Source organism: Gammaproteobacteria bacterium (genome assembly GCA_028819075.1).
GTDB lineage: Bacteria > Gemmatimonadota > Gemmatimonadetes > Longimicrobiales > Gaopeijiaceae > BD2-11.
The window spans coordinates 52643-78829 of sequence record JAPPMM010000039.1; the positions used below are offsets into that span (position 1 = coordinate 52643).

General features: G+C 69.5%; 23 protein-coding genes. 13 read left to right on the plus strand and 10 right to left on the minus strand.

What is annotated here, in order from left to right:
- Window positions 1-87: 87 nt before the first annotated feature.
- From OXU32_09235 to OXU32_09290, 12 genes are all read left to right on the plus strand, one after another.
- Window positions 88-1917 carry a M1 family aminopeptidase gene (locus OXU32_09235; GenBank protein MDE0074130.1) on the plus strand — a complete coding sequence of 610 codons (1830 nt, stop codon included), beginning with the start codon at window positions 88-90 and terminating at the stop codon, window positions 1915-1917.
- A 115-nt stretch (window positions 1918-2032) separates the two neighbouring features.
- Complete coding sequence (locus OXU32_09240) at window positions 2033-3067, plus strand: acetyl-CoA carboxylase carboxyltransferase subunit alpha (protein MDE0074131.1); 1035 nt, start codon at window positions 2033-2035, stop codon at window positions 3065-3067.
- A 29-nt stretch (window positions 3068-3096) separates the two neighbouring features.
- Complete coding sequence (ricT, locus tag OXU32_09245; GenBank protein MDE0074132.1) at window positions 3097-3945, plus strand: regulatory iron-sulfur-containing complex subunit RicT; 849 nt, start codon at window positions 3097-3099, stop codon at window positions 3943-3945.
- A gap of 7 nt (window positions 3946-3952) precedes the next feature.
- On the plus strand, window positions 3953-5497 hold the full coding sequence (gene metG, locus OXU32_09250; GenBank protein ID MDE0074133.1) for a methionine--tRNA ligase: 1545 nt from the start codon (window positions 3953-3955) through the stop codon (window positions 5495-5497).
- 75 nt (window positions 5498-5572) lie between these two features.
- A complete protein-coding gene (locus OXU32_09255) occupies window positions 5573-6511 on the plus strand; it encodes a M23 family metallopeptidase (protein MDE0074134.1) in 939 nt (312 codons plus the stop codon).
- A 15-nt stretch (window positions 6512-6526) separates the two neighbouring features.
- Complete coding sequence (locus OXU32_09260; protein MDE0074135.1) at window positions 6527-7714, plus strand: hypothetical protein; 1188 nt, start codon at window positions 6527-6529, stop codon at window positions 7712-7714.
- Entirely contained in the window at window positions 7714-9012 is a 1299-nt protein-coding gene (locus tag OXU32_09265; protein MDE0074136.1) for a hypothetical protein, read from the plus strand. Before OXU32_09260 ends, OXU32_09265 begins: the two co-directional genes overlap by 1 nt.
- A gap of 114 nt (window positions 9013-9126) precedes the next feature.
- Entirely contained in the window at window positions 9127-9894 is a 768-nt protein-coding gene (locus tag OXU32_09270) for a hypothetical protein (GenBank protein ID MDE0074137.1), read from the plus strand.
- A gap of 50 nt (window positions 9895-9944) precedes the next feature.
- Window positions 9945-10544 (plus strand): nucleotidyltransferase family protein, encoded by a 600-nt coding sequence (locus OXU32_09275; GenBank protein MDE0074138.1) that lies wholly within the window; start codon window positions 9945-9947, stop codon window positions 10542-10544.
- A 2-nt stretch (window positions 10545-10546) separates the two neighbouring features.
- Window positions 10547-11551: an XdhC family protein gene (locus OXU32_09280; GenBank protein ID MDE0074139.1), complete on the plus strand. Its 1005-nt coding sequence runs from the start codon at window positions 10547-10549 to the stop codon at window positions 11549-11551.
- Complete coding sequence (locus tag OXU32_09285) at window positions 11548-11871, plus strand: XdhC family protein (GenBank protein MDE0074140.1); 324 nt, start codon at window positions 11548-11550, stop codon at window positions 11869-11871. Before OXU32_09280 ends, OXU32_09285 begins: the two co-directional genes overlap by 4 nt.
- Window positions 11868-12434 (plus strand): DUF402 domain-containing protein, encoded by a 567-nt coding sequence (locus tag OXU32_09290; GenBank protein MDE0074141.1) that lies wholly within the window; start codon window positions 11868-11870, stop codon window positions 12432-12434. Before OXU32_09285 ends, OXU32_09290 begins: the two co-directional genes overlap by 4 nt.
- A 51-nt stretch (window positions 12435-12485) precedes the next feature.
- On the opposite strand, the gene OXU32_09295 is transcribed toward OXU32_09290, so the two are convergent.
- The 9 genes from OXU32_09295 to uvrA form a co-directional block, all read right to left on the minus strand.
- On the minus strand, window positions 12486-12695 hold the full coding sequence (locus OXU32_09295; protein ID MDE0074142.1) for a hypothetical protein: 210 nt from the start codon (window positions 12693-12695) through the stop codon (window positions 12486-12488).
- A complete protein-coding gene (locus tag OXU32_09300; protein ID MDE0074143.1) occupies window positions 12692-13408 on the minus strand; it encodes a thioredoxin domain-containing protein in 717 nt (238 codons plus the stop codon). Before OXU32_09300 ends, OXU32_09295 begins: the two co-directional genes overlap by 4 nt.
- Before the next feature lie 189 nt (window positions 13409-13597).
- Window positions 13598-14317 (minus strand): HAD hydrolase-like protein, encoded by a 720-nt coding sequence (locus OXU32_09305; GenBank protein ID MDE0074144.1) that lies wholly within the window; start codon window positions 14315-14317, stop codon window positions 13598-13600.
- Complete coding sequence (locus tag OXU32_09310) at window positions 14314-15282, minus strand: threonine/serine dehydratase (GenBank protein MDE0074145.1); 969 nt, start codon at window positions 15280-15282, stop codon at window positions 14314-14316. The genes OXU32_09305 and OXU32_09310 overlap by 4 nt, the downstream gene beginning before the upstream one ends.
- Window positions 15279-17807 (minus strand): DNA gyrase subunit A, encoded by a 2529-nt coding sequence (gene gyrA / locus OXU32_09315; GenBank protein MDE0074146.1) that lies wholly within the window; start codon window positions 17805-17807, stop codon window positions 15279-15281. The genes OXU32_09310 and gyrA overlap by 4 nt, the downstream gene beginning before the upstream one ends.
- Before the next feature lie 97 nt (window positions 17808-17904).
- Window positions 17905-18261 carry a hypothetical protein gene (locus OXU32_09320; GenBank protein MDE0074147.1) on the minus strand — a complete coding sequence of 119 codons (357 nt, stop codon included), beginning with the start codon at window positions 18259-18261 and terminating at the stop codon, window positions 17905-17907.
- A gap of 141 nt (window positions 18262-18402) precedes the next feature.
- Window positions 18403-20514 carry an insulinase family protein gene (locus tag OXU32_09325; protein ID MDE0074148.1) on the minus strand — a complete coding sequence of 704 codons (2112 nt, stop codon included), beginning with the start codon at window positions 20512-20514 and terminating at the stop codon, window positions 18403-18405.
- The gene (locus OXU32_09330) at window positions 20511-21893 is read right to left on the minus strand and encodes a pitrilysin family protein (protein ID MDE0074149.1); all 1383 of its coding nucleotides are present in this window, start codon (window positions 21891-21893) and stop codon (window positions 20511-20513) included. Before OXU32_09330 ends, OXU32_09325 begins: the two co-directional genes overlap by 4 nt.
- A complete protein-coding gene (gene uvrA, locus OXU32_09335) occupies window positions 21890-24733 on the minus strand; it encodes an excinuclease ABC subunit UvrA (GenBank protein ID MDE0074150.1) in 2844 nt (947 codons plus the stop codon). Before uvrA ends, OXU32_09330 begins: the two co-directional genes overlap by 4 nt.
- 210 nt (window positions 24734-24943) lie before the next feature.
- On the opposite strand from uvrA, the gene OXU32_09340 reads away from it, so the two are divergent.
- Entirely contained in the window at window positions 24944-25684 is a 741-nt protein-coding gene (locus OXU32_09340; protein ID MDE0074151.1) for a GAF domain-containing protein, read from the plus strand.
- On the opposite strand, the gene OXU32_09345 is transcribed toward OXU32_09340, so the two are convergent.
- Window positions 25621-26187: site-specific integrase (locus tag OXU32_09345; GenBank protein MDE0074152.1), on the minus strand; the 567-nt coding region annotated here is incomplete at its 5' end. The genes OXU32_09340 and OXU32_09345 overlap by 64 nt on opposite strands.

Here is a 26187-nt window from a genome sequence, read left to right on the forward strand (position 1 = left end):
GCTGCGGCGCGAGGGCACGGCAAGCGGCCGAATGCGCTGCGGTTGGCGACGGACAGCGACACCGTGAATATTGGACCGCTACGGATCATGCCCGCAAATCACGCGGCGGTCATCGGTTTCCTCGCCGCCCCGGAGGACATCAGCGTGTATTCCAGACGGCTCGCCGGCACCTCGATTACGCTCTTCGCGCTGGGCCTCGGCTTCGTGGCCTGCGCCCCCGCCACCCCGCCCTCGGCCGGCACCCCGGCCCCCGAGCTCGCCCCGGACGTTCCCCTCCAGCCCGGGGCCGTGATGAGCATCTCCGAGCCAGATCCCGTGGAGGCCGGGCGAGCCCCCCTCCCCGGCGAGTACACGGGCGCCTTCGACGTCCTCCACTACGACCTGGAGTTGTCGCTCCACCTGGACCGGAGCGACTTCGACGGCCGCGCGCGCATTCTGGTCGCGCCCCCCGCCGACCCCGAGACGCCGATGGAGTTCGACCTGGTGGGCCTCGCCATTCATGCCATCGAGGTCGACGGCGTCCGCACCCCGTTCGAGTACGCCGACGGCAAGCTGCGCATCTTCGCACCCCCGAACGCGGCCGGCCCGGTGGAGGTGGCCGTGGCTTACGGCGGCACCCCCGACGACGGCCTGATCCTGCGCGACAACGTGCACGGCGACCCGGCGGCCTTCGCCGACAACTGGCCCAACCGGGCACGCTTCTGGTTCCCGTCGGTCGACCACCCGAGCGACAAGGCGACGGTGGATTACACCATCCACGCGCCCGCCGCCTGGCAGGTCATCGCCAACGGCACCATCGCGGCGCCGCCCGCCCCAACCGACGACGACGCCCTGGGTGGCGCGGAAGGCCGCCGCACCTGGCGCTGGACCACCTCGGTGCCCATCCCCAGCTACACCATGGTCGTGGGCGGCGCCGACCTCGCCGTGCGCCAGGTGGGGCTCGCCGCCTGCGACGACTCCCCGGTTTCACCGCGCAGCGACGGCTGCACCCGCGTGACCTACTGGGTCTATCCCCAGGACGTCGACAACGGCGCCCGCATCTTCGGGCGCGCGGCAGAGATGGTCGACTTCTTCACCGATCTTATCGGCCCCTACCCCTACGAGAAGCTGGCCAACGTGCAGAGCGCCACCCGCTTCGGCGGCATGGAGAACTCCTCGGCCATCTTCTACAGCGAGCAGGGCATCGCCCAGGGCCGCGACATGGAGGGCACGGTCTCCCACGAGATCGCGCACCAGTGGTTCGGCGACAGCGTCACGGAGTCGGAGTGGTACGACCTGTGGCTCTCCGAGGGCTTCGCCACCTACTTCGGGGCGCTTTTCTTCGAGGAAGCCGACGGACCCGGGGACTTCCGCGGAAGGATGGAAGGGAGCCGGCAGCGCGTGCTCGCCTCGAGCGACGTCAACCGTCCCGTGGTCGAGCGCGAGGAGACGAACCTCTTCAACCTGCTCAACGCCAACAACTATCCGAAGGGCGGATGGGTGCTGCACATGCTGCGCGGCATGCTGGGCGACGAGACGTTCTTCGCCGGCATCCGCAACTACTACGCGCGCTTCCGCGACGGCGTGGCGAGCACCTCCGACTTCCGCGCCGTCATGGAGGAGGCGTCCGGCTCCGACCTGGGCTGGTTCTTCGAGCAGTGGCTCTACCGGCCCGGTTATCCGGTGGTCACCTCCGAAACCGCATGGGATGCGGATGCCGGCGAGGCGGTGGTCACCATCCGGCAGACGCAACAGGCCGACTGGCCCGCTTTCCGGCTGCCACTGGACATCGAGTTCGAGGTGGGCGGCAACGCTGAACGCAGCCGCGTCGAGGTCACCGGGAGGGAACAGACGTTCCGCATCCCGCTCGAGGCCGCGCCTTCCACCACGACCCTCGACCCGGACGACTATCTGCTCATGCAGACGGGCGGCAACTGACGGGCCCCCATCGGGATCGAAGCTGTAAACACTTGTATTCGCGGCCCCGATGCGCGACCATGGCAGTTTCCGCCTACCCACCAGAAACCCAACATGAAATGAATGGAGACGGCTCTTGGCCGGGACCACACATCTCAGGTTTGAGCGCGACATCGCCGAACTGCAGCGGCAGATCGACGGCCTGCGCGCGCTGGCGGACGAGAAGGGCATCGACGTGGTGCGCGAAATCGAGGTCCTTCGCAGCCGTCTCGCGGCCATGACCGAAGAGACCTACCGGAACCTCGCCCCCATGGAGCGCGTGCAGGTGGCGCGTCATCCCAACCGCCCGTACATGCTGGACTATGTGGAGCGCATCTTCACCGACTGGATCGAACTCCACGGCGATCGGAGCTATCGGGACGACCAGGCCATCGTGGCGGGCTGGGCGTGCCTGGACGGACAGTCCCTCATGGTCATCGGCCAGCAGAAGGGCCGGGCCATGAAGGAGAACCTGCGGCGCAACTTCGGCATGCCTCATCCGGAAGGGTACCGCAAGGCGCTGCGCCTGATGAAGATGGCGGAGAAGTTCGGGCGTCCGGTCGTGACCGTCATCGACACCCCCGGGGCCTACCCCGGACTCGGCTCCGAGGAGCGCGGCATCGGCGAGGCCATCGCCCGCAACCTTCGCGAGATGGCGGCGCTGCGGGTTCCGACCGTCTCCGTCGTCATCGGCGAGGGCATGTCCGGCGGCGCGCTCGGCATCGGGGTGACCGACCGCATCCTCATGCTGGAACACGCCGTGTATTCGGTGATCTCCCCGGAAGGGTGCGCCGCCATCCTCTGGCGATCGCGGGACCACCGCGAGAAGGCCGCCGAGGCGCTGCGCCTGACCTCGGCCGATCTGCTCAGGCTGGGCGTGGCGGACGACATCATCGGCGAGCCGGTCGGGGGCGCCCACTCCGACTGGGAAGCCGCCTCGAGGAGCGTGTCCGTCGCTCTCAGGCGACAACTGGCCGAGTTGACCGCGCTCGACACCGACGAACTGCTGGCACGGCGCTGGCGCAAGTACGAGGCGATCGGGGACTGGGCCGGGAAGGCGATCGAGGAATCCGGACTCACGGGCCCGCGCCTCGATGCGGAGGGCGGCAGAAGCATGAGAGCCGGCGGCTGAGGACGTACCCCACCCGGGTTCGAGAGTAGATGCCAGAGTTCGCGGAAGTCCGGTTCAAGGGAACACGCAAGGACTACTTCGCCTGCCAGCCCGGCGCGCTTCAGCCGGGTAGCTGGGTGATGGTGGAGGCCGAGCGCGGCCGCGATCTCGGCCGCGTGACCGCCCTGGGCGCCATCGCCGAACGCAAGTGCTCCTCATCCGGCGGATGCGCAACGCCGGAACCGTCCCGCAGGGTCCTGCGGCAGGCTCTCGCCGACGAGATCCGGCACGTGAGCCAGCTTCGCACCGACGAGGATCGCGTGCGCGCGATGGCGCGCGACAAGGTGGCCGCCCACAGGCTGAAGATGAAGGTCACCGAGGCGGAGTGGCAGTTCGACCGCAAGAAGCTGATCATCTACTTTACGGCCGAGCGGCGGGTCGACTTCCGGGCCCTGGTCCGCGATCTGGCCCGCACCTTCCGCACCCGCATCGAGTTGCGCCAGATCGGCGTGCGCGACGAAGCCGCGATGCTCGGAGGAGTCGGCCGCTGCGGGCGCGAACTGTGCTGCTCGACCTGGCTCCCCTCCCTGCGTCCGGTGAGCCTTCAACTGGCCAAGGACCAGCGCCTCTCCCTGAATCCGTCGCAGATCTCCGGTTGCTGCGGCCGTCTCATGTGCTGCCTCAAGTACGAGCACGACGCGTACGTGCGGGCGCGTCGGCGGTTCCCGCGCGAGGGAAGGTCGGTGAACACTTCGCTGGGGCGGCAGAAGGTGGTCGCGGTGGACATCTGGAGCGAGACGGTCACCCTTCTGGCCGGCGACGGAGCCCGCCGCAAGGTGACGCTGAAGGAACTCAAGAAAGAGGTGTCCGGGGTTCCCCGGGGGAAACGCTCAGACTGACCCGGACATGAGCCGACGACGCTATCTCACGACGCCGATCTACTACGCGTCGGGCGAGCCCCACATCGGGCACGCCTACACCACGATTCTCACCGACGTGCTGGCCCGTTTTCATCGCCAGACGGGCGCCGAAACGAGATTCCTCACCGGCACCGACGAACACGGTCCCAAGATCGCCGAGGAAGCCGCCCGGCGCGGCCTGACCCCGATCGAGCTGTGCGACCGCATGGCGGGCCGCTTCCGCGAGGCGTGGGATGAACTCGACATTTCCTTCGACCGCTTCATCCGCACTACCGAGGCGGATCACATCGCCGTCGTCACCGCCTTCCTGCAGCGGCTCCACGACAAGGGACACATCTACAAGGACCGCTACCTCGGATGGTACTGCATCCACGAGGAGCGCTACTGGACCGAGAAGGACCTGGGGCCGGGGGAAACCTGTCCGGACTGCCGCCGGCCCGTACGCCAGATCGAGGAGGTCAACTACTTCTTCCGCATGAGCGCCTTCCAGGAACGGCTGGTGGCCCACATCGAGGCCAACCCCGACTGGATCATTCCGGCCGTGCGGCGGAACGAAGTGCTCGGGTTCCTGCAGCAGCCGCTCGAGGACCTCTCGATCTCCCGTCCGCGGAGCCGCGTGAGCTGGGGCGTTCCCCTCCCCTTCGACCCTGAACACGTCTGCTACGTGTGGGTGGACGCCCTCATCAACTACGTGACCGCATCGGGCGCCATCGACCCCGAGGCCGCCCCGGACGAGCAGGGATTCGGCGCCCCCATCGAGTCGTGGTGGCCCGCCGATCTGCACGTCATGGGCAAGGACATCCTCACCACCCACGCGGTGTACTGGCCCACCATCCTGATGGCGTGCGAACTGGAGTTGCCGCGGCATATCCTCGCCCACGGATGGTGGCTCGTGGGCGAAACCAAGATGTCCAAGTCGCTGCAGAACGTGGTGGACCCCCTCGCCCTGATCGCGACGCACGGAGTCGACGCGGTGCGCTGGTATCTGGTGCGCGAGATGCCCACCGGCAGCGACGCGTCGTACACGCCCGAGCGCTTCCTCACCCGCTACGACGAGCTCTCCAACGTCCTTGGGAACCTCGCCAGCCGGGTGACGTCGATGATCGCGCGCTACCGGGACGGCGCCCTCCCGGACGCCGCGGGGCAGGGCCTGGCGACCGAGACCGACGAGACCCTTCGCCGCTACCGGGACTTCATGAACGGCCTTCGCCTGCATCGCGCGCTGGGCGCGGCGATGGATCTCGCGCGGCACGCGAACCGATACGTGGAGGAGCGGGAGCCGTGGGCCCAGGCGAAGGATCCGGAGAGAGCACCGGACCTCGACGAAACGCTGGCCTCGCTCGCGCGTTGCCTTACGGTGCTCGCCGCACTGCTGGAGCCGGTCATGCCGGCGAAGATGGGCGTGCTGGCGGGAACCTTGGGGCTTGCCCGGGTTCCCACCCTGGACCGTGCGCTCGACGCTCCACTGGCGGGACGAGCCGTCACGCGGGGCAAACCTCTCTTCCCACGGGTACGGCTGCCCTCGGCTTGACTGGCTTCGTCCGGCACGGATAGGTTGAAGCCCCTGCTGTGTTTGTCGCTCCCTGCCCTCGATCACTCCTGAGGCATGCCAAACAAATCACTCGGCGCCAAGCTGAAGACCAGGTTTTCGATCCTGGTAGTGCCGTCCGGCGGCGGTCGGCACCGGCAGTTCGAAGTCTCGCCCCGGCTGCTCCTCTCCGGGGCCGGCGTCATGGTCCTCCTCCTGGGGGTCGCCTTCTTCGTCTTCTCCGGTGGCGCGCACCGGATGGAGGCGCGGCAGCTGGCCGCGAAAAACCAGGCCATGGTCGAGGAGCTGACCGGCATCCGGCAGCAGCTGGCGGGCCTTGAGGGCGCGGTCGAAGGCCTGTCGGAACAGAATGCGCAGGCCCGCGCTCTGGCCGGGCTGGAGTCCATCGACGCCGAGGTGCTCCAGGCGGGTGTGGGTGGCCCCGGAACCACCACGCCCCGCTCGCACCCTCTGTGGGGCCTCGACTCGCTGTATTCCAAGGACGCCTTCGCGACCTCCTTCGATCTGAAGGCGCTCCAGCGTCGGGTTCAGCTGCTCGGCACCAGCCTTACCGAGGCCGCGGATTCGCTGAACCGGCATCGAGACTGGCTGGAGTCGTTTCCTTCCATCCTTCCGGCCCGCGGCTTCATCTCCAGCCGCTTCTCCTCCTCCCGCATGCATCCGATACACCACCGGCCGCTCCCGCACGAGGGCATGGACATCTCGGCCCCCGCGGGCTCGCCCGTCGTGGCTACCGCCAAGGGGACGGTGACCTCCACCGGCAGCCGGAGCGGGTACGGCCTGACCGTGCTCGTCGAACACGGCTTCGGGTACGAGACGCTGTACGGGCACGCGAGCCAGATTCTGGTGCGGACGGGTCAGGAAGTGGAGCGCGGCGACGTCATTGCGCTGGTGGGCAGCACAGGGATCACGACGGCTCCGCATGTCCACTATGAGGTGCGTCAGAACGGACGGCCGATCGATCCGCACCGGTTCGTAATCGACGTCATTCCCTGATCCGGCCCAGAGCAGGTGACGGCCGTTTTCCTCGCCGGGGTCGCCCTCCTGAGCGCCATCTCCGACCCCGAGGCGCTCCGTCCGGACACGGTTCTCCGCCCGCCTGACGGCCCGACCATCGCCTTCGTCGAAGCCACCGGTTCACCGGCGGCGGCGATCCGCATCACGGTTCCCTTCGTCGAGTCCGAGTCCGGCGCCGGAGCCGGTTACCTCATTCAGCTGATGGCGCTGGAACGCGTCCGGAGACTCCGGGAAACGCTGGGCATCGAAGTCCTGGCGCACCGCTCCTCGCTAGGACTCGTCTATCGCCTGAACGGCGCGGTCGCGGACTTCGACCATCTTGCCGGCGTTGCGCGGGAGCTGCTGGCCCGCCCGGCATCGCCCGGCTTCGTGGCGGCCCGAACGCGCCTCGAAGGCATGAACCGGCAAGAGCGGGAAACCGCCCGGGGCGCGCTGCGCCTCCGGCTTCGCTCGCGCATGGCTTCACCGATTCCGGCGGTGACGGGAACCCTCGAATCGCTGGCGGCACTGCACCCGGCCCGCCTGGTGGAGCGCTGGCGGGAATCGCACCGCCGGGGCAACCTCTCCGTGGTCGTGGTGGCCGACCTGCCGCTGGAGGCCGCGTTCTCGGCTCTGGCAGAGCTGGGGGAGGCGGGGCCGGCGCCGGAGACGGATCGGCTCCCGGAGGCGGCCGCAAGAAGGTTCCCGGCCATCAGACCCGAGCGCATCCGGGTCTGGTACGGGGAGGCATATCCGTCGGGAAACGCGCGGGATCCGCGCTCCGCGCTGCTCGCGCGCATCGCGAACGACCGCCTCCGGGAGTTGGGCGGCGAGTTCGAGCCCCAACTCGAGCGCTGGGAGCTGGGAGAACGGTCGTGGCTGGTGTTGACCGCGGCGGCCTTCTCGCGAAACGCGACGGCGATGCGCGCCCGCGTTCGAGACTACATCCGCGACCTGCGGGCGGCGCTGAGCCCGACCATCGTGCGCAACGCGAAGTCTTCGCTCCGCTCGGAGCTGATCCTGGAGGGGCGCTCGCCCGGCGGGCTGGCGGAGGTCATCGGCCGACATCTGGACGCCACGGGCGATGCCGACGCGGCGGCGGACTATCTGCGCCGCCTGGAGGAGGTCGATTTCGAACTCATGACCGCCTTCCTCGACGAGGTCGCCGCGGCCGAGGCAATTTCCGCCGAGGTGGCGAACTGATGCCCAAGTCGCCCCCTCGGAGGCGGCGGCTCACGTGGACGGCGCTCGGGGCAATCCTGTCGCTCGCCGCTCCCGCGGTGGGGGCGGCGGGCGTCCGGCCCGCGAGCGGTCTGGCCGCGGTCCCGGATACGCTGCAGCTGGTGGTGGTGAGCGAGCGGCCGTGGACGGCCGCCGTCGCCGTCACCCTCTCCTTCGCAGGCGGCTACGGCGACGACCCGCCCGGCGCCGAGGGAACCGCCTGGCTCCTGGGCAGGGTGCTCGAGCGGGCCGTCGCCGCCAGCCTCGCGGAAACGGGCGCGGTCGCGGCCATCGAAGTGGAGGGCGACCGCACCTGGGTCACCCTGGTGACAACGTCGGACGAATGGGCGACGGCGTACCGCATTCTCACGCGCACGCTGTTCGCCGACCAGCTCGATGCGGCGCTGGCCGCGGAGACGCGCTCCGAGTTGTCGGGCCAGGTGTTCTTCCAGCGTGGCGCGCCCGTGCGCGCATTCGAGCTGGAGGCGCGGCGCACGCTCCTCGGGGCGGAGCGCGCCCGGCCCCCCATGGGCACTCCGTCAAGCGTGAGTAGCATGACGGTCGAGGCACTGGAGGCGACGCGGGCGCGCATCTACCGAATGGACGAGGCGCGGCTGGCCGTGGTGGGCGCGGTCGAGCCGGCCGAGGCAGCCTCCATCGTCGGCGCGCACCGGACGATGGCGCGGCGCGGGGAGCAGGCCTGGGTGGTGGAGGGCGCGCCGCTGCCGCCGCGCACCCCGGGGTGGGCGTGGGAGACGGGCGGCCGGACCTCGGTGGCCGACGACATCACGAACAACTGGATCCGGGCCGCCTACCCGTTTGAGGGAACGACGCCGCGACGGCCAATGGAATTCCTCGCGCACGTGATCGGGGAGCAGCTGGGTATCAACCTTCCCGCTCCGGGGCTGATCAGCCGCCGGGTCGAGGTGCGCGAGCTGCCCGGCGGGCCCGTGCTGCAGGTGACCATCGCCGCCCAGTGGCCGACCGTGCGGGCCTGGGAGCAGCGCATCGTGGACATTGTCGATCATCTGTCCGCCGGCAACCTCTCCCCGGACGACCTGAACCGGCAGTACCGGAGGTTCCGGTCGGCACGGGCGCTCGCAATGGCGGATCCCGAGCGCGAAGGCCGCCGATTGCTCATCGAAGCGGAATCGGACGGCGGGCCGGGGGAACTGCGTGCGGCCATGGAGGGTCTGTCTTCCGAGGAGGTCCAGCGGGCGGCAGCCGGCCTCGGCGAGCCACGCGTGCTGGTCTACGGACCGGGGGGGCCGCCGTCTTGATGCATCGGCATGGGGGCAGTTACCTTGCGGTCCGAATTACGTCGAATGCATCGCCTGCGAGCCGGAAGGAGCCAGCTCGGAAGTTTCAACGTGATAGCCTGGAGTAACTGCACCATGAGGAACGCAATCCTTTTCCTCGCTTTCGTCGGCACCATCGCCTCCGCCGCATGCGGGCCGACCGACGTCACGATCAACGCGCAGATGGAGGTTGCCGGCGCCGGGGGAACGGAGGTGCGGCCGCTGGCCGACATGGAAATCCAGCTCCTTCCCTTCGACCGCGACGCGATCTTCGACTCGCTGGCGCGCGAAGCCGGCACCCCCGAGCCGGAGATTCCACCGGATCTGCTCGAAGCTCAAAGCCAAGTAGCCGCGGCACAGGCGGAATGGCAGAGCCGGGAGAGCGAGTGGTCGCTGCTGAGGGAGGACCTTCTCGGTCTCAGCACGGAAATGGAGCGGCTCAATCCCGCCGAAGCCCAGTACCGGGTGCTGTTCATGGAGTTCGACGAAAAGGAGCAGCGACTCGCCCAGGTGGAGCGCCAGCGCGACGCCGCCTTCGAGGAGTTCACCTCCATCCAGGGATCCATGATCGAGCAGGCCGACCAGGTCAGGATGCTCCGGGAGATGTGGGGCGACGATGCGTTCGCCGACTACGGCACGGTCGCCCAGTTCATGATCGACGTGAGCGGCCTCGACCCGGTGGTGGACACCACCGACGCCTCTGGTAGCGTGCTCACGGCGGCGCCCGCCGGACAGTACTGGGTGTACGCGCGCTGGGAGCGCTCCTTCGACGAGCTCTACTGGAACGTCCCGCTGACGGTGGAGGGTGAGCCTGTGACCTTCACGCTCGACGAAAGCAACGCACAGGTTCGGCCCATCCTCTGACCGGACCGGACGGGCGCCCGCCCGGTCACCCCGGCCGGGATTCCGGCCTCGTGGACCGTCCACCGAAGCTGCTGGGCGTAGTGCCCGCCTGCGGACTGTCCACCCGCATGGGAAGCGCCAAGGCGCTTCTCGATGCGGGTGGACAGTCCTTTCTGGTGCGTGTCGTGTCCGCCCTCGCGGCGGGCGGATGCGACCCGGTGGTCGTGGTGGCGAGGGAGGCTGCCGGCGCCGTGGCGCGGGAAGCGGAAGCTGCCGGCGCCGTGGCGGCGGCCAACCCCGACCCCGACGAGGGACCCATTTCGTCCATCCGGCTGGCGCTGGCGGGGTGGGGCGGCGGGATGGACGGATGCGCCGTCTGCCCGGTCGATCACCCGCTGGTGACGGGCGCCACGGTGCGGGCGCTGGCGGCGTGCTTCGAGGAGGGGTCGGCCGACATCGTGCTCCCGACCTGGCGCGGCCGGCGCGGTCACCCGGCCCTCTTCCATCGCCGCCTGTTCCCCGAACTTCTCGACCCCGCCCTTCCCGAAGGAGCCCGCACGGTCGTGCGGCGGCGCCCCTCCCGCGTCCGCGAATGTCCGGTGGAGGACGCCGGCGTGGTCGCCGACATCGATACGCCGGCCGAGTACCGCCGGCACTTCCAGGTGGCGTGAACATGGCCGAGCTGCCGGGGCCCGACGCGGCCGAGGTGCGCGAGTCCCACGCGGCCGACACGCCCACCGACGTACCGGACCCGCCCACCGACGTACCGGACCCGCCCGCCGGTCGGGCCGTGAAACCCCGGCCGGTCGCGTCCGCACCCGGCACGGGCGATCTCGCCGGCCCCGACGCGGCTGCGGCGGCCGCCCGCATCCTCGAGTCGCTGCGCGGGTCGCGGGGCACGGTCGAGCTGCTGGTGGTCTCGGACAGCGAAGGGCGCGCGGCCGGTGCCCGCATGCTGGTGCGTCCGGATGCGGTCGAGGGATCGCTCGGGGATCCCGAACTGGACGCGGCCGCGCTGGCCGCCGCGAGCCGCGAGCGGCTGGCGCGCGGGCACGGCGGATCCCTCCACAACCTGCAGACGCCGGCGGGCCGGCGTCTGCAGGTGTACGCGGAGGGCCACCGTCCCCGCCAGGAACTCATCGTGGTGGGCGCCGGGCACATCGCCCAGCCCCTCGCCACCCTGGGCACGCTGCTGGACTTCGAGGTCACCGTGCTGGACGACCGTCCCGAGTTCGCCACCCGCGAACGGTTCCCGGAAGCCGCCGCCGTGCGCACCATCGACTTCGCCGATCCCCTCTCCGGCATCGACGTCCACGCGGGGTGTCATTTCGTGCTGGTGACCCGCGGGCACAAGTACGACTACGAGTGCCTGCGCCGGCTGCTGGCCCGTCACGGCGACGCGCAACCGGCGTACATCGGCATGATCGGCAGCCGCCGCCGCGTCCGGGCCACCTTCATTCAGCTCGAGGCGGAGGGAATCCCCCACGAGGTCATCGCCCGCGTGCGCGCTCCGGTGGGGCTCGACATCGGCGCGCAGACGCCGGCCGAGATCGCGATCAGCGTCCTGGGGGAGATGATCCTCGAACGGCGCGGCGGGACGGGCACGCCGCTGCGAACCCGGGAGCGCATCGTCGAGCGCTTCCTGGCGAAGAAACCGCCTACAGGGAGTGTGAAATGAGTTCGCCGGGCGACCAGGAAGTCTACGAAGCCGTTCTCGCGACGGTGCGGGCCGGCCGGCCGGCGGCGCTCGCGACCATCGTCTCCACGCGGGGCTCGACGCCGCGCAAGGCCGGCTCGCGCATGCTGGTGGACCCTGAGACCGGGCTGGTGGGCACGGTCGGCGGCGGGTGCGGGGAGGCGGAGGTCATCGAGGCGGCGCACGAGGTGATCGAGGACGGCGTCCCGCGCCTGGTGAAGGTCGACCTCACCGAGGACCTGCTGGGATGGAGCCCGGCGGTATGCGGGGGCATCATGGACATCTTCGTGGAGAGGGTATGAGTCCGGAGCCGGGCCGATCTCTTCCCCACGTCACCATCCTCTATCTGCGGCCCCCGGATCATCTCCAGACCTTCCGCCAGCCCATCATCCATCAGAATCCGCAGGTGATCGTCACCTTCTCGCGCCGCATCCGCGTCCCCGCGCCGATGGAACTGGGCGGAGAGGTCGTGCTCGAGACCGGATCGGACATCGTCTGGTTCACCTTTCCGGGCCTCTGGCACGACATCGGCCGCTTCCACAACGCCGAGGGCGCGTTCACGGGCTTCTACGCCAACCTGCTCACGCCTGTCGAGATGCTGCCCGGAAACATCTGGCGCACCACCGATCTCTTTCTCGATGTGTGGATGAAGCCGGGACAGGTGCCGAGGCTCCTCGACGAGGACGAACTTCGGGACGCGCTGAACGCGGATGCGCTCGAGGCCGGGACGGCGCGGCGCGCCCGGGAGGAAGCGGAGAGGATCCTGGAGCGCGCGGGCGCCGGCGCGTGGCCTCCTCCCGTGGTGCACGAATGGACGCGGGAACGGGCGCTCGGGGTGCTGACCGACATCGACGACCCGGACTAAACCACCTCTCGCCGCCCCCGGCTGGAACGCCGGGGGCTTGCGTTCGTTCTCCTACGCGTCCCCGTCCTCCACCCGGTACGCGGCGCACAGCCGCTTGAGGTCCACGTAGAGATCGCCGAGCACATCCGGGTCTTCGCGCAGGCAGTCGATAAGGCGTTCGCTGGAGTTCAAACCGGCGCTGGGCAGCCGCACGTCCTCGTGGTGATAGACCCCTCTGTCGACGAACACCAGGCGCACCGTGGCGGTTTCGCCTCCGCTCATGGCTCTCCTTCCGTCAGCGCCTCGACCGCATTCTCGATGGTGGCGTAGCTGGTGTCGGGCAGCCTTCTCGCGGCTCCGCTCCCGCGGCTGACCAGAACGCTCGGAGTGCTGGTCAGGCTGAGCGCGCTGGCCAGTCGGAGATTCGCCGATACCCGGTCGGCGTGCCGGTCCGAGTTGAGGCAGTCGCGAAACGCGCCGTCGTCGAGCCCAAGGGCACGCGCGTAGCCGACGAAATTACCCACCGGATCGCCCGAGGCCGCCCATGAGAACTGATTATCGAAGAGCGTGTTGTGGTATTCCCAGTAGCCGCCCTGGTCGCCGGCGCAATGGGACGCTCGCGACGCGAGGAACGAGTTGGAGTGAATGCCCACCAGCGGCAGATCGTAGAAGACGAACTTCGCCCGCCCGGTGCCGACCAGGTTCAGTTCGATGAGGGGCTTGACCCCGGAGGCGAACATGGCGCAGCCCGGACACTGATAGTCCCCGAACTCCACGACCGAGATGGAAGCCTCCGGGTCTCCCATTTCGCTGCCGTACGCCAGGTCGACGAGTTCCTCGTCGGAGAGGTCGCCCAGGTCCACCGGCTCGGTGACGGCGTTGCTGAACACCGTCGATCCGGTCGTGTAGACCGCCGCCACCACGCCGATGATCGCCACCCCACCGAGGATGAGGTAAAGGCGCTTGACGCCACCCCCGGTGGGCTTCTGCCTCATTTCCTTTCGCTGCCGTGCTCTGCTGGACATCTCCGCTACTCCGTCGCCGGTCGTTGTCGAAAAACCACGCGCGTCTGGTCGCGTGGTGGGGTGGCGGGCGCGATGTGTGCCCCGCACCTCCGGCCGCCGGTTAACTTGGCGCGTCGGCGAACCCGCGCACAAGATGGCAGTTCTCTCTCGACCCCCGGCCTACGCCATCAGCACGTCTACCACTTCCCGGGTGCGGGTCAGGTCGGGCGCGACGTGGTCGGCGCCGGTGGCTTCCAGTTCGGCCGCGCCGAAGTGCCCGGTGGCCACGGCGACGGTGCGCGCCCCGAAGTGGCGGCCGCATTCCACGTCGAGCGGGGTGTCCCCCACGACCACCACCGACTCCGGCGGAAAGCTTACCCCCCACACCTGCTCCGCCCGGCCGACGGCGACGGCGGGCAGGTGGTTGCGGCTTTCCCGGTCGCAGCCGAAGCCGCCGGCCGGGAACGCGTCCGCCGCCAGCCCGGCCGAACCCAGCTTCAGGCGCGCGCCCTCCCGGATGTTGCCGGTGACCAGGCCCATCGCCACGTCGTCGCGGTCGCCCAGCGCCGCCAGCAGTTCGGGCACGCCCGCCAGGGCGGTGACGGGCTTTGCGGGCAGGCGCCGCTCGAGTTCACGCGGGTAGAGCGTCCACAGCCGGGGCAATCCCTCGTCGATGCGGTCGTCGTCGAGCCCCGCCCTGCGCAGGAGTTGGCGCGCGATCTGCGGGTCGGTCCGGCCCGCGAAGACGACCTTGGGCGCCAGCTCGACGACCCGATCGAGCGTCAGGTTCACGGGAGGAGTGGCGCCGAAGACCCGCGCCAGGGCGACGGTGAACGCCTCCTTGGCCGGGCCGCCCCACACCAGGGTGCCATCGACATCGAAGAGGATGAGGCGCTTCACGATTCCGCCGCCGAATCCGCGCGCGCCACGAGGGCGGCCACATCGGCGTTGCCGCCGCTGATCACGGCCGCCACCCGGTCGCCGAAGCCGGCGGCCCGCGACCGGAGCGCCGCCACCGTGGCCGCTCCCGAGAACTCCGCCACCAGCTTTGCGCGCTTGAGCAGGAAGACGGCCGCCTCGCGGATGGCAGCGTCGGACACGAGCACCACCTCGTCCACCAGGTCGCGCACGAGCGCGTAGGTGAGGTCGCCCACCTGCACGGGCGCCAGTCCGTCCGCGATGGTGTCGATGCGCTCGATGCGCACCACCCGGCCCGCGTCCAGCGCGGCCCGCATGGACGCCGCCCCCTCTGGCTCCACCCCGATGATGCGCATGCCGGGGCGCAGGGCCCGCAGCGCCACCGCCGTGCCCGCCGCCAGCCCGCCGCCGCCGATGGGCACGATCGCGGTGTCCACCTCGGGCCAGTCCGCGGCGATCTCCAGGCCCACCGTGCCCTGACCGGAGATGATGTCCGAATGGTCGAAGGGCGGAACGATCGCGAGCCCCTCGGCGGCGGCGATCTCCTCCGCCCGCGCCCGCCGCTCCACCGAGGTGGTGCCCTCGAACACGACCTCGGCCCCCAGCCGGGCCGCGCCCCGGTGCTTCACGGCCGGCGCCGTGGTCGGCATGACCACCACCGCGCGCACCCCGCGGATGCGGGCCGCCAGCGCCACCCCCTGCGCGTGGTTGCCCGAGGAGTAGGTGATCACCCCGCGCGCCACATCCTCGTCGGAGAGCTGTGAGATGAAGTTGTAGCTCCCGCGCAGCTTGAAGGCGCCGCAGCGCTGGAGCGACTCGCACTTCAGGCGCACGCTCGCGCCCACCTCATCGGAAAGATCGGGGGACCAGAGCAGTGGGGTCCGTACCGCCACGCCCTTCAGGCGCGCCGCCGCCGCACGTACGCTTTCGAGCGACGGAACCGTCACCCGGCGCTCTCCCGGCCGGCGCCGGCAGCCGCCTCCCGGTCGCCTTGCAGGCCGCCGTCTTCGGCCTCGGGGCCGGCCTCGTCCCCGTTGTCGCCCATCACCCGCGCCAGATCGACCAGCTCGTCGTTCTCGTCCAGGTTCACCAGGCGCACCCCCTGGGTCAGCCGGCCGATCACGCGGATCTCCTCCACGCGCTGCCGGTTCACCACGCCGTTGCGCGTCACCAGCATGAGTTCGTCGGACGGGTGCACGGCCTTTACCGCCACCACCGGGCCCGTCTTCCCCGTCGTCTTCATGTTGATCACCCCGAACCCGCCGCGCCGCTGCAGCCGGTAGTCATCGACGGCGGAGCGCTTGCCCATGCCGCCGCGGGTGGCCACCAGGATCGACGAGTCCTCGGAGGGGACCATCATGCCCACCACCTCGTCGCCTTCCCGCAGGCGAATGCCGTTCACCCCGCGCGCCACCCGTCCCATGGGACGGACATCCGACTCGCGGAAACGGATGGCCTGGCCCGCGCGCGTGGCCAGAAGGACTTCGCTGGCGCCGTCCGTGATCTGCACGTCGATCAGCTCGTCGTCCTCATCCACCCGAATGGCGTGCAGGCCCACCATGCGGACGTTGCCGTACGCCGAGAGCGGCGTCTTCTTGACGATGCCCTTGCGGGTGCAGAACAGCAGGTAGCAGTCCGGGGCGAAGGTGCGCACCGGCACGAACGCGGCGATCCCGTCGTCCGGGTCGATGTCGCGCAGGTTGACCACCGGCTTGCCGCGCGAGTAGCGCCCCGCGTCGGGCGCCTCCCAGACCTTGATCCAGTGGCACTTCCCCGACCGGGTGAAGATCATCAGGTAGTCATGGGTGGAGGCCACGAAGAGGTGCCCGACCTCGTCCTCGTCCTTGGTGGCCATGCCCTTGAGCCCGCGGCCGCCGCGCCGCTGCGCGCGGTACGTGGTCAGCGGGATGCGCTTCAGATAGCCCTGCCGGCTGACGGTGAGCACGACCTCCTCATCCTTGATGAGGTCCTCCATCTCCAGGTCGGCCACGCCGGTGAGGATCTCGGTCCGCCGGTCGTCCCCGAACCGCTTCGCGACCTCCCGGAGCTCGTCGACGATGATCTGCATGCGCCGCGGTCGGCTGGAGAGGATTTCGTCCAGCTCCGCGATGACGGCGCGCACGTCGGCCAGCTCCCGCTCCAGCTTGTCGATCTCGAGGCCGGTGAGGCGGGCGAGGCGCATGTTGAGGATGGCCTCGGCCTGCCGCTCGGTGAGGGGGGAGGAGAACGGCTCCGCCCGCAGCCGCGCCCTGGCGGTGGTGGTATCCGGCGAGGAGCGGATGATGGCGATCACCCGGTCGATGTTGTCGACGGCGACCTTGAGGCCCTCGAGAATGTGTTCGCGCTCCCGCGCCTTGGCCAGCCGGAACTCGCTCCGGCGCACCACCACGTCGTGCCGGTGATCCACGAAGTGGAAGAGGATCTCGCGCAGCCCCATCACGCGGGGCACGCCGTTCACCAGTGCGAGCAGGATGGTGCCGAAGGTCGCCTGCATCTGGGTGTGCTTGTAGAGCAGGTTCAGAACCACCTGGGGCACGGTGCCGCGCTTCAGCTCGATCACGATGCGCATGCCGTCGCGGTCGGACTCGTCGCGCAGCGCCGATACCTGGGTGAGCTTCTTCTCGCGCACCATCTGGGCGATCTGCTCGATCAGGCGGGTCTTGTTGACCATGAACGGGATCGCGCGCACGACGATGCGGGCGTTGGTCCGCCTGCCGGCGTCCTCGATATCGGTGCGGGCGCGCATCACGATGCGGCCGCGGCCGGTGCGGTATGCGTCGCGGATGCCGCGGCGGCCGCAGATGAAGGCGCCGGTGGGGAAGTCGGGCCCGGTGACGATGCTCTCCAGCACCTCCTGGGGGAGGTCCGGATTCTCGATCAGCGCGATGGTCGCGTCGACCACCTCGCGCAGGTTGTGGGGCGGGATGTTGGTGGCCATTCCCACCGCGATCCCCGAGCTGCCGTTGACCAGCAGGTTGGGCGCTCGCGCGGGAAGCACCGTGGGCTCGTCGATGCGCCCGTCGAAGTTGGGAATGAAATCGACGGTTTCCTCGTCGATGTCGGTGAGCAGCTGGGTCGCCAGCGGGGTGAGCCGCGCCTCGGTGTAGCGGTAGGCCGCGGGCGAATCCCCGTCGATGGAGCCGAAGTTGCCCTGGCCATCGACCAGCGGGTAGCGCAGCGAGAAGTCCTGCACCATGCGCGCCATGGAGTCGTAGACCGCCGAATCGCCGTGCGGATGGTACTTGCCCAGCACCTCGCCGACGACGGTCGCGCTCTTCTTGTAGGGACGGCCGGGGCCGAGCCCCAGCTCGCTCATGGCGTAGAGGATGCGACGGTGCACGGGCTTCAGGCCGTCGCGGACATCGGGGAGCGCGCGGCGGACGATGACGCTCATCGAATAGTCGATGAACGACTCCCGCATTTCGTCTTCAAGCAGGCGCGCGAGTATCCGTTCTCCGGGGGCGGAATCCATGCAGATGCCTCGTGGGGGTTAGGCGCGCGGGAGCACGCTGCCGGCAGGCCCCGCCCTCATCCGCGACGACGACGGAACGAAACGCCCCTGATTGGCCTCAGGTGCCCGGTGCCGGATAGTAGATGGCTAGCGCGTGGCCGATGAGTCCCTGGTTGCGGCCGATGTCGGCGGTCGCCTGGGTGCGCGTGGTGTCTTCGATGCGCTCGAAGATGATGGCGTCCGCGCCGAGCGCCGCGGCTTCGGTCCGGAGCAGGAGCAGCATGTCCTGGTTGGAAGTGCCCAGGGGCGCGCGGGCCGTAACAGGACCGATCGTCCGGTAGCCTTCGCGGGCGGCCTGACCCATCGCCGGAACGATGACTTCGACTTCTTCCGGACCCGCCTTGGGAGGCAGCTGTACGCCGGCGCACGCCGCCAGGACTCCGGAGAGAGCGAGAATGGCGAGAACGTTCCTCATCCCCTTCTCCTCGTGAAATGAACGCATTGGGGGCCGACGAATCGGCGGTATTGCGGAACCTGTTGAAACTAACGGAAAACGCAGGGCAGAGCTACGTTTGCGGCCCTCGACAAGCCTGCGTTTTTCGGGGTCCGTCCGCGCCTACCCGCCGGGTATCTCCACCAGCTCGACGGTCACCGGGGATCCGGTGGATTCGGCGCGAACCAGCACACGCGGCCGCTCGACGGTGAAGTACGCGCGCTGGCTGCCTTCCCCGCCGCTGAAGCGCACTTCGACGACCTCGAAGGTCCCCGCCGGAACCGTGATCTCCGTGTTGCCGCGAACCCGCATGGTGACCGTGCGCGCGCGGCCGCTCTGGGGCTGGACGACCGGATAGCGCAGCTCCTGGCCTTCCTCCAGTTCCGAAATCCACGCCACCAGCTCATCCATCTCGCCCAGCAGCGCCCCGCGCACCACTTCCCGTTCGATCCCGGTTTCCTCGCGGCCGGTCGCCGTGGCCCGGCCGGTGACGCGTTCACCGTCGATCTCCAGCTCCCAGTTCGCCTGCCCTTCGGCGGTGATGAGCCGGAAGGTGTTGGCTATGGGGCGGAAGCTGCGCGGCGAGAAGAACACCTCCGAGACCTGGGTGAGGTTGTTGACGCGAACCGTGCTGGTCAGGGACATGGTGCGCTCGTCGTCGCGGGTGGCGAACCCCAGCACTCGCTCCATGTCCGCGACCTGCCGATCCTGCACCATCAGCCGGTAGCGCCAGATGCCGGGCTCGAGCACCGAGGGGTCGTAGGCGATGTCGGAGTCCCTTACCTCGACATCGTCGATGGTGAGCTGGTTGCCTTCCGCGTCGACCATGCGCACGCGGCCGAAGCGGGTGAGGTTCGAGCGGACCTGAGTGGCGTCGCCCACCACCACGACCACGGCGCGCTCCGGATCGAAGTGCTCCACCAGCGCGTCCCGGATGTCCTCGGGGGCCACGGCCGCGACCCGGTCGCGGTACGACACCAGCTCCTCGGTGGAGCGGCCCCGCAGCCGGTAGGTCATGACCTGGCTGGCGATTGCCTGGGGCGTCTCGACGGTCCGCGGGAACGACCCGATGAGATAGTCCTGCACGTCCGACAGCTCGTCGCCGGGAACCGGCTCGGAGCGGATGATCTCGACCTGGTTGAGCAGTTCGGCGAGGGCACTGTCGGTCACCTCGCTGCGCACCTCGGCGTTGGCGAGGAAATAGCCCAGGTCGCGCTTGCGCACCGCGGACGTGTACGATCCGTAGGTCCATCCCTTTTCCTCGCGCAGCACCTGGAAGAGACGGCCCGTGCTGGAACCGCCCAGTACGCGGCTGCCCAGGTTGAGCGGCATCCAGTCCTCGTGGTCGCCCTTCATGGCGGACTGTCCGACCAGGATGGTGGACTGCACCGATTCCGGCCGGTGCACCAGGATGATCTCCTTCTCTTCGCGGCCGGGAATGTCGAAGTAGGTGGGCGGCCGCGAGGGACCGGGCTCCCAGTCGGCCAGCGCCTGGTTGAGGCGGGCTTCGATGTCGTCCACGGTCACGTCGCCCGCGACGACCACGAGCGCGTTGGTGGGCTTGTAGTGGCGCAGGTGGTAGGCGATCAGGTCCGAACGCCGGATGCGCTCGATGCTCTCGGGCGTGGGGAGAAGCCCGTAGGGATGGCGTCCGTACACCGCCTGCTGGAATTCCCGGCTGGCCAGGAATCCGGGCGAGCCGAGCTGCACCTGGAGGCCCGTGACCGTCTGCTGGCGGTATTGGTCGATCTCTTCGTCGGGGAAGCTGGGGTTGACGACGATGTCGCCCAGGAGCTCGAGGCCGGCGTCGAGCTGGGAGGTCACGACTCCGAGAACCACGCTCGTCCAGTCGTCGCCCGCGACCGCGGACAGGGTCGCACCGATGTGGTCGGTGGCATCGGCGATTTCCAGCGCGGTGCGGCTATCCGTGCCCTTGTTGAGCAGGCTGGCCACCGTCGCGGCCACGCCCGCGCGGTTGCGGGGGTCGGCGGCGTTGCCCGCCCGCACGACGAGGTTCACGGTGACGAACGGCTGCTCGTCGTGGGGCACCACGATCAGGTCGGCGCCGTTGGACAGCAGACGCTCCTCGAAGGCCGGAAACGGGATGTCGTCGAGCGGCAGGGGCTCGGGAGGGCCATCCTGCGCGGCGGCGACCGCCGGGCTCGCGAGCGCGACTGCGGCCAGGACCAGCGCGGCGAGCGGGGCGCGGCCCGGGGTTCTGCGCGGCACGATCATGGGATCACTCCTCCGGTGGGCCGGGCGACGACAACGGTTCGGTTCTCGGGAACGAGGTACTTGCGGGCGACGTTCAGGACGTCATCGAGGGTCACCGCCTCGTAGCGGGAAAGCACGTTGTTGACCTCAAAGGGATCGCCGTAGGTGAGCGCGAAGGACTGCAGGATGCTGGCCTTGGCGCTGACGGTCATGCGGCTCGCTACCTGGGCGGCGCGCTGCTGGTTGAGCGCCTTCTCCAACTCGCGCCCGGTGATGCCGTCGGCCTTCAGCTTCTCGATCTCCTCCTCGATGACGGCGCGGATCTCTTCGATGTTGCCGCCTGCGTGGGGCAGGCTTCCGAACAGCATGAGCCCGGATCCGAGCCGCTGCTGCAGCCCCGAGATGACCACCGGAGCCAGTTCGTCCCCCTTGACCAGACGCTGGTGCAGGCGGCTGCTCTCGCCCGCGCTGAAAACCTGGGAAAGCACGGCGAGCGGGTAGACGTCCGGGTGGCCGGCCTCCGGGACGTTGTACCCCATGTAGAGGAACGGCAGCCGGGCGTGTTCGTCGCTGACCGAAGCCGTGCGCTCCCCGTCGATGCGGGGCGTGACCGGCGGCTCGGGCAGCGGCGGCACGTCCTCCCCTCGGGGAATCGCGCCGAAATACTCTTCCGCCAGCGCCCGGATCTGGCCGGTGGTAACCGCGCCGGCCACGGCCAGGGTGGCGTTGTTGGGCACGTAGTAGCGCTCGTAGAAGTCCTTCACGTCATCCGTGGTGGCCGCGTCGAGATCCTCCATCGAGCCGATCGGCGTATGCCGGTAGGGCTCGTAGTCGGTGGAAAGCGAATCCAGGACGATTTGCGCCTGCGCGTACGCCACGTTGTCGATGCGCAGGCGGCGCTCCTCCTTCACCACTTCGCGCTGGTTCTCGAAGCCGCGTTCGCTCACCACGAGGCGGCCCAGGCGCTCCGCGTGCAGCCAGAAGGACAGGTTGACCCGGTTGGAGGGGAGGGTCTCGAAATACGCCGTGCGGTCCGTGGAGGTGGTGCCGTTGTACGTCCCGCCGGCGTTGTTGACCAGCCTGGCGAAGTCGCCGTTGCCCAGGTTCTCGGTCTCCTCGAACACCAGGTGCTCGAAGAAGTGCGCGAATCCGGTCCTTCCCGGGACCTCGTGCGCGCTGCCGACGTGATACCACATGTTGACCGCCACCACCGGCGCCGAGTGGTCCTCGCTCACGATCACGCGCAGCCCGTTGTCGAGCGAGAAGGTGTCGATGGGGATCGGGGGCAGTTCGAACGCCTGGGCGTGCGCCGGGCCGGCCCCGGCGGCGCAGGCCAGCGCGACGCATGCCAGGACGGCCGGCCCGGGTGGGAGCGCGGCGCCGTTTCGCTTCTTGTTCACGTCAGCCTCGTCCGTTGCAGGGTCGGCTCCGGGAGGCGGGCGAGGCACGCACCGGTCACGCTCGCGCGCTCGGCCATCACCTCGTGCGGGCGGCCCATGGCGACTACCCGTCCTCCGCGGGCTCCGGCGCCCGGTCCCAGATCGATGATCCAGTCCGCGGCGCGAATCACATCCAGGTTGTGTTCGATGACAATGACCGTGTTTCCGGCGTCGATCAAGCGCATCAGAACCTGCAGGAGCCTGGCCACTTCGTTGCCGGAGAGTCCGGTGGTGGGCTCGTCCAGGATGTAGAGCTTGCTGCCCCGGCGCCCGGACGCCCCGGACAGTTCGCGGGCGATCTTGAGCCGCTGGGCCTCCCCCCCGGAAAGGGTGGGGGCGGGCTGGCCGAGCCGCAGGTAGCCGAGCCCCACGTCCTGCAGATGCCAGAGGATCTTGCCGAGGCGCCTCTGCCTCATGAAGAAGCGGATGGCCTGATCGACCGTGAGTTCCAGCACCTCCGCGATGTGGAGCCCCTTGTAGGTCACGTCCAGGATCTCGCCCTTGAAACGGGTCCCGCAGCAGACGTCGCATGGTATGTAGACGTCCGCCATGAAGATCATCTCGATCTCGACCTGGCCCGCTCCCTGGCAGGCCTCGCAGCGGCCGGCGGCGACGTTGAAGGAGAAGTGGCGCGGCTGATACCGTTTCCTGCGCGCGAGCGGCTGGGCGGCGAAGAGCTTGCGCACCTCGTCCCACGCCTTGATGTAGGTGACCGAGTTCGACCGGGGCGTGCGCCCGATGGGCGACTGGTCGATGCGCGCCACGTCGGCCAGGTGGGAGGCGTTGGCGATGGAGCCGTATTCTCCGACGAGCTCGCCGATGTGCAGACGGGCGGTGGTCTCGCCGTCGTTCATCTCGCGCTCGAGGGCGCGGTAGAGCACGTCGTTGACCAGGGTGGACTTGCCCGAGCCGGACACCCCGGTCACCACGGTGAGGGCGCGCAGCGGGACGTCGATGTCCACGTCCCTCAGGTTGTGCAGACGGGCGCCGCGCAATTCGATGCGGCCGCCCGGGTGGCCCCGCTTGCGGGAGATCCGAGGATTGGCTGCGCCGGCGATGAGGCGCCCCGTGGCGGTGCCGGCGTCCGCGAGCCCGGCGGGCGGACCCTCGAAGACCACCTGCCCGCCCTTCTCGCCCGACTCTGGACCGAGCTCGATGACGTGGTCGGCGGCGACGATGACCTGGGGGTCGTGTTCCACCACCACGACCGTGTTGCCCGCGCGGGAGAGCCGCCGGAGCAGCGCCAGCATGGCCGCCGTGTCGCGCGGATGGAGCCCCACGGTGGGCTCGTCCAGGACGTACAGGGTGTCCACCAGCCGCGACCCGAGCGCGTTGGCCAGGTTGATGCGCTGCGCCTCCCCTCCCGAGAGCGTGCGCGTCTGGCGCGAAAGCGTCAGGTAGCCGAGCCCCACATCCACCAGGAACCCCAGGCGGTCGCGGATTTCGCGCAGGATGGTCTCCGCGATTTCCTCCTCCATCCCGGAGAGCTCGAGCCCGTCGATCCAGGGCAGCAGCTCGTCCATGGGGAAGGCGCAGACCTCGGGGAGGGTGCGTCCGCCCACGCGCACGTTGAGGGCCTCGGCGCGGATGCGGGCCCCGCCGCAACTCGCGCAGGGAACGGCGCTCTGGTAGCGGCGCAGGAAGACGCGGATGAACTGCTTGCGGCGCTGCCGCTCGCGCGAACGCAGGAAGGGGATGATGCCGATGAACTCGGGGCAGCCGCGCAGAACCTCCTCGCGGAAGAACCCGGGCAGCTCGCTCCAGGGTTCGTGCCTGCTCACCCCGCGCTTGCGGGCGAAATCGCGCAGCCGGGCGCGCTCGCGCACGTAGCGTGGCTTCTCCCACGGATCCACCGCGCCCGCCGCCAGCGAGCGCCCGTGGTTGGGCACGATGAGATCCTCGTCGTATTCGAGGGTCGCGCCGAAGCCGGTGCAGGTGGTGCAGGAGCCGTAGGGGCTGTTGAAGGAGAAGAGCTTCGGGGTCGGGTCGGCGAATTCGATGTCGGGATGGAGCGGGCAGCGGAAGCGCTCGGTGAAGCGCAGGCGGGACTCACCGGGGGCTCGGGACGGCCGCACGATCACCGCTTCGCCCAGCCCCTGGACGAACGCCACTCCCAGGGAGTCGGCCAGGCGGTCGCGGACACCGGGGGCGACGGCCAGCCGGTCGACCACCACCAGGGCTTCCCGCGCAACCGTCAGGTCGGCGCCAGCGCGCATGGGATCACCGGAGCCCGACGCGGCCAGGTCGATCACCGCCCCGTCCGCCATGACCCGCAGGAATCCGGCGGCGCGCAGCGTCTCGACCACCTGGGCGTGGGTGGCGCGCCCGCTGGCCTGGAGCGGAAACGCGACCATGATCCGCTCCCCGTCCGGCAGTGAGAGCACGCCGTCCACCGCGCCCGAAACCGTGTCCCGCCGGATCCGCCGGCCGCAGCGCGGGCAGTGCGTGTGCCCGACGCGCGCCCACAGCAGGCGCAGGTAATCGTAGACCTCGGTCGCGGTACCGACCGTCGAGCGGCTGGACCGGGTCGGGTTTTTCTGCTCGATGGCCACCGCCGGCGGGATCCCTTCCACCGACTCGACCCGCGGCTTCCGCATGCGGTCGAGGAACTGCTTGGCGTAGGTCGAGAGCGACTCGACGTAGCGGCGCTGGCCCTCGGCAAAGAGCGTGTCCAGCGCCAGGGAGGATTTTCCCGATCCCGACGGCCCGGTGATCACCGTGAAGGCCCGCCGCGGGATGTCCAGATCCAGGTTCGCCAGGTTGTGCTGGCTCGCGCCCCTCAGGCGAATCGGATCGTCCATGGGAAGAACATACTACCGTTCGGGGGGCGTCGGCCAAGAAGGAGCATTCCTGGAGGTGCTGCCGCTTGTCGCGCGACAAATCGGATATATCTTCGTGACAAGTGAGCGACACGCGAGCAAACGGGCGGGCCGTCCGGGGCGCATGCGCCGTGCGCGATCGGGCGGTTCGGAAGGGATGAGAGAATGGCGGGCGATTCGGGCGAACTGAGGATGGAGATCGAGGCGCTCCGGGAACGGGTGTCCAGGCTGAGTGCGGCCGTGCTGCGCGCGAGTGCCAGCCTCGACCTCGACACCGTGCTGCAGGAGGTCGTCGACAGCGCGCGCGCGCTGACCGGGGCGCGTTTTGGCGTGATCGTCACCGTCGACGGCACCGGACAGGCCGAAGAGTGGGTGATGTCCGGCTTTGCTCCGGTCGAGCAGGACGAACTGGTCGCCTGGGCGTACGGCCCGCAGCTGTTCGAACACCTCAGGAGTCTTGCCGCGCCGATTCGCGTGGGGGACCTGCCCGCCTTCGTCCGGGCGCTGGGTTTCTCGGATGAGGTGATGCCATCGAAGACGATGCTGGGCACGCCGCTGCGACACCGCGACATGAACGTCGGCAACTTCTTTCTCGGCGAGAAGGAGGGCGGGCGCGAGTTCACCGACGCCGACGAGGAGGTGTTGACGCTGTTCGCCGCCCAGGCGGCGACCGCGATCGCCAACGCCCGCGCGCACCGTGAGGAGCGCAGGGCGCGCGCGGATCTGGAGACGCTCATCGAGACCTCGCCGGTAGGGGTGGTGGTATTCGATGGGCCAGCATTTGCCATTCCGTGCGGATCTGTTGTGACCATTGAAGTTACGGGATTCGGGCGTCGATTTCCCGCCGTTCGGTTCCCGCCGACCGAATTTCAGCCCCGCGCCCTCCGGCGGCTCCGGATCGCCTGCCTGAGTTGGGCCTCGTCGGGCTGCTGATAACAGCGCAGCACCGTCTTGGCCGCCTTCCAGCCTCCGAGTTCGCAGAGCACCTTCAGCGGCAGGTCCATCAGGTCGCTGGCGAACTTCCGCCGCAGCGAATGCCAGCCTCTCCCTCGCTTCGGCTCCAGTCCCGCGAGCTGCTCCGCCCGCTTCCACCAGAAGCGGGTCTGCGGGAAGCCCACGCACTCCGAGGGATTCCGGGTCGCGGGCAACACCGGCGCGTCCGCGATCCCGTCGCTCATCGCCCGCGCCTCCTCCAAGGCGGCCAACGCCTCTTCGGTCAAGGGCGTCGTGTGCTCGTAGCCCGTCTTCTCGTGCTGCGCCCGCCAGCGGATGGTCTCTCCGTCGAAGTCCACATCGGACCACAGCAGGTTGCGAACCGCGCCGATCCGGTGCCCGGTCTCGTGCGCGAGCACGAGCGCGACGTGGAACCGCCAGTCCAACCGCCGCGAGACCCCGAGCAGCGCCTGATACTCCTCCTCGGTGAGAACAACCCGGGT

Coding starts and splice junctions, on each gene's coding strand:
- OXU32_09255 (MDE0074134.1), top strand. CDS start 5,573: ATGCCAAACAAATCACTCGGCGCCAAGCTGAAGACCAGGTTTTCGATC.
- OXU32_09320 (MDE0074147.1), bottom strand. CDS start 18,261: ATGAGGAACGTTCTCGCCATTCTCGCTCTCTCCGGAGTCCTGGCGGCG.
- OXU32_09290 (MDE0074141.1), top strand. CDS start 11,868: ATGAGTCCGGAGCCGGGCCGATCTCTTCCCCACGTCACCATCCTCTAT.
- OXU32_09285 (MDE0074140.1), top strand. CDS start 11,548: ATGAGTTCGCCGGGCGACCAGGAAGTCTACGAAGCCGTTCTCGCGACG.
- OXU32_09300 (MDE0074143.1), bottom strand. CDS start 13,408: ATGAGGCAGAAGCCCACCGGGGGTGGCGTCAAGCGCCTTTACCTCATC.
- OXU32_09295 (MDE0074142.1), bottom strand. CDS start 12,695: ATGAGCGGAGGCGAAACCGCCACGGTGCGCCTGGTGTTCGTCGACAGA.
- OXU32_09265 (MDE0074136.1), top strand. CDS start 7,714: ATGCCCAAGTCGCCCCCTCGGAGGCGGCGGCTCACGTGGACGGCGCTC.
- uvrA (MDE0074150.1), bottom strand. CDS start 24,733: ATGGACGATCCGATTCGCCTGAGGGGCGCGAGCCAGCACAACCTGGCG.
- OXU32_09280 (MDE0074139.1), top strand. CDS start 10,547: ATGGCCGAGCTGCCGGGGCCCGACGCGGCCGAGGTGCGCGAGTCCCAC.
- metG (MDE0074133.1), top strand. CDS start 3,953: ATGAGCCGACGACGCTATCTCACGACGCCGATCTACTACGCGTCGGGC.
- ricT (MDE0074132.1), top strand. CDS start 3,097: ATGCCAGAGTTCGCGGAAGTCCGGTTCAAGGGAACACGCAAGGACTAC.
- OXU32_09270 (MDE0074137.1), top strand. CDS start 9,127: ATGAGGAACGCAATCCTTTTCCTCGCTTTCGTCGGCACCATCGCCTCC.
- OXU32_09235 (MDE0074130.1), top strand. CDS start 88: ATGCCCGCAAATCACGCGGCGGTCATCGGTTTCCTCGCCGCCCCGGAG.
- OXU32_09340 (MDE0074151.1), top strand. CDS start 24,944: ATGGAGATCGAGGCGCTCCGGGAACGGGTGTCCAGGCTGAGTGCGGCC.
- OXU32_09325 (MDE0074148.1), bottom strand. CDS start 20,514: ATGATCGTGCCGCGCAGAACCCCGGGCCGCGCCCCGCTCGCCGCGCTG.
- gyrA (MDE0074146.1), bottom strand. CDS start 17,807: ATGGATTCCGCCCCCGGAGAACGGATACTCGCGCGCCTGCTTGAAGAC.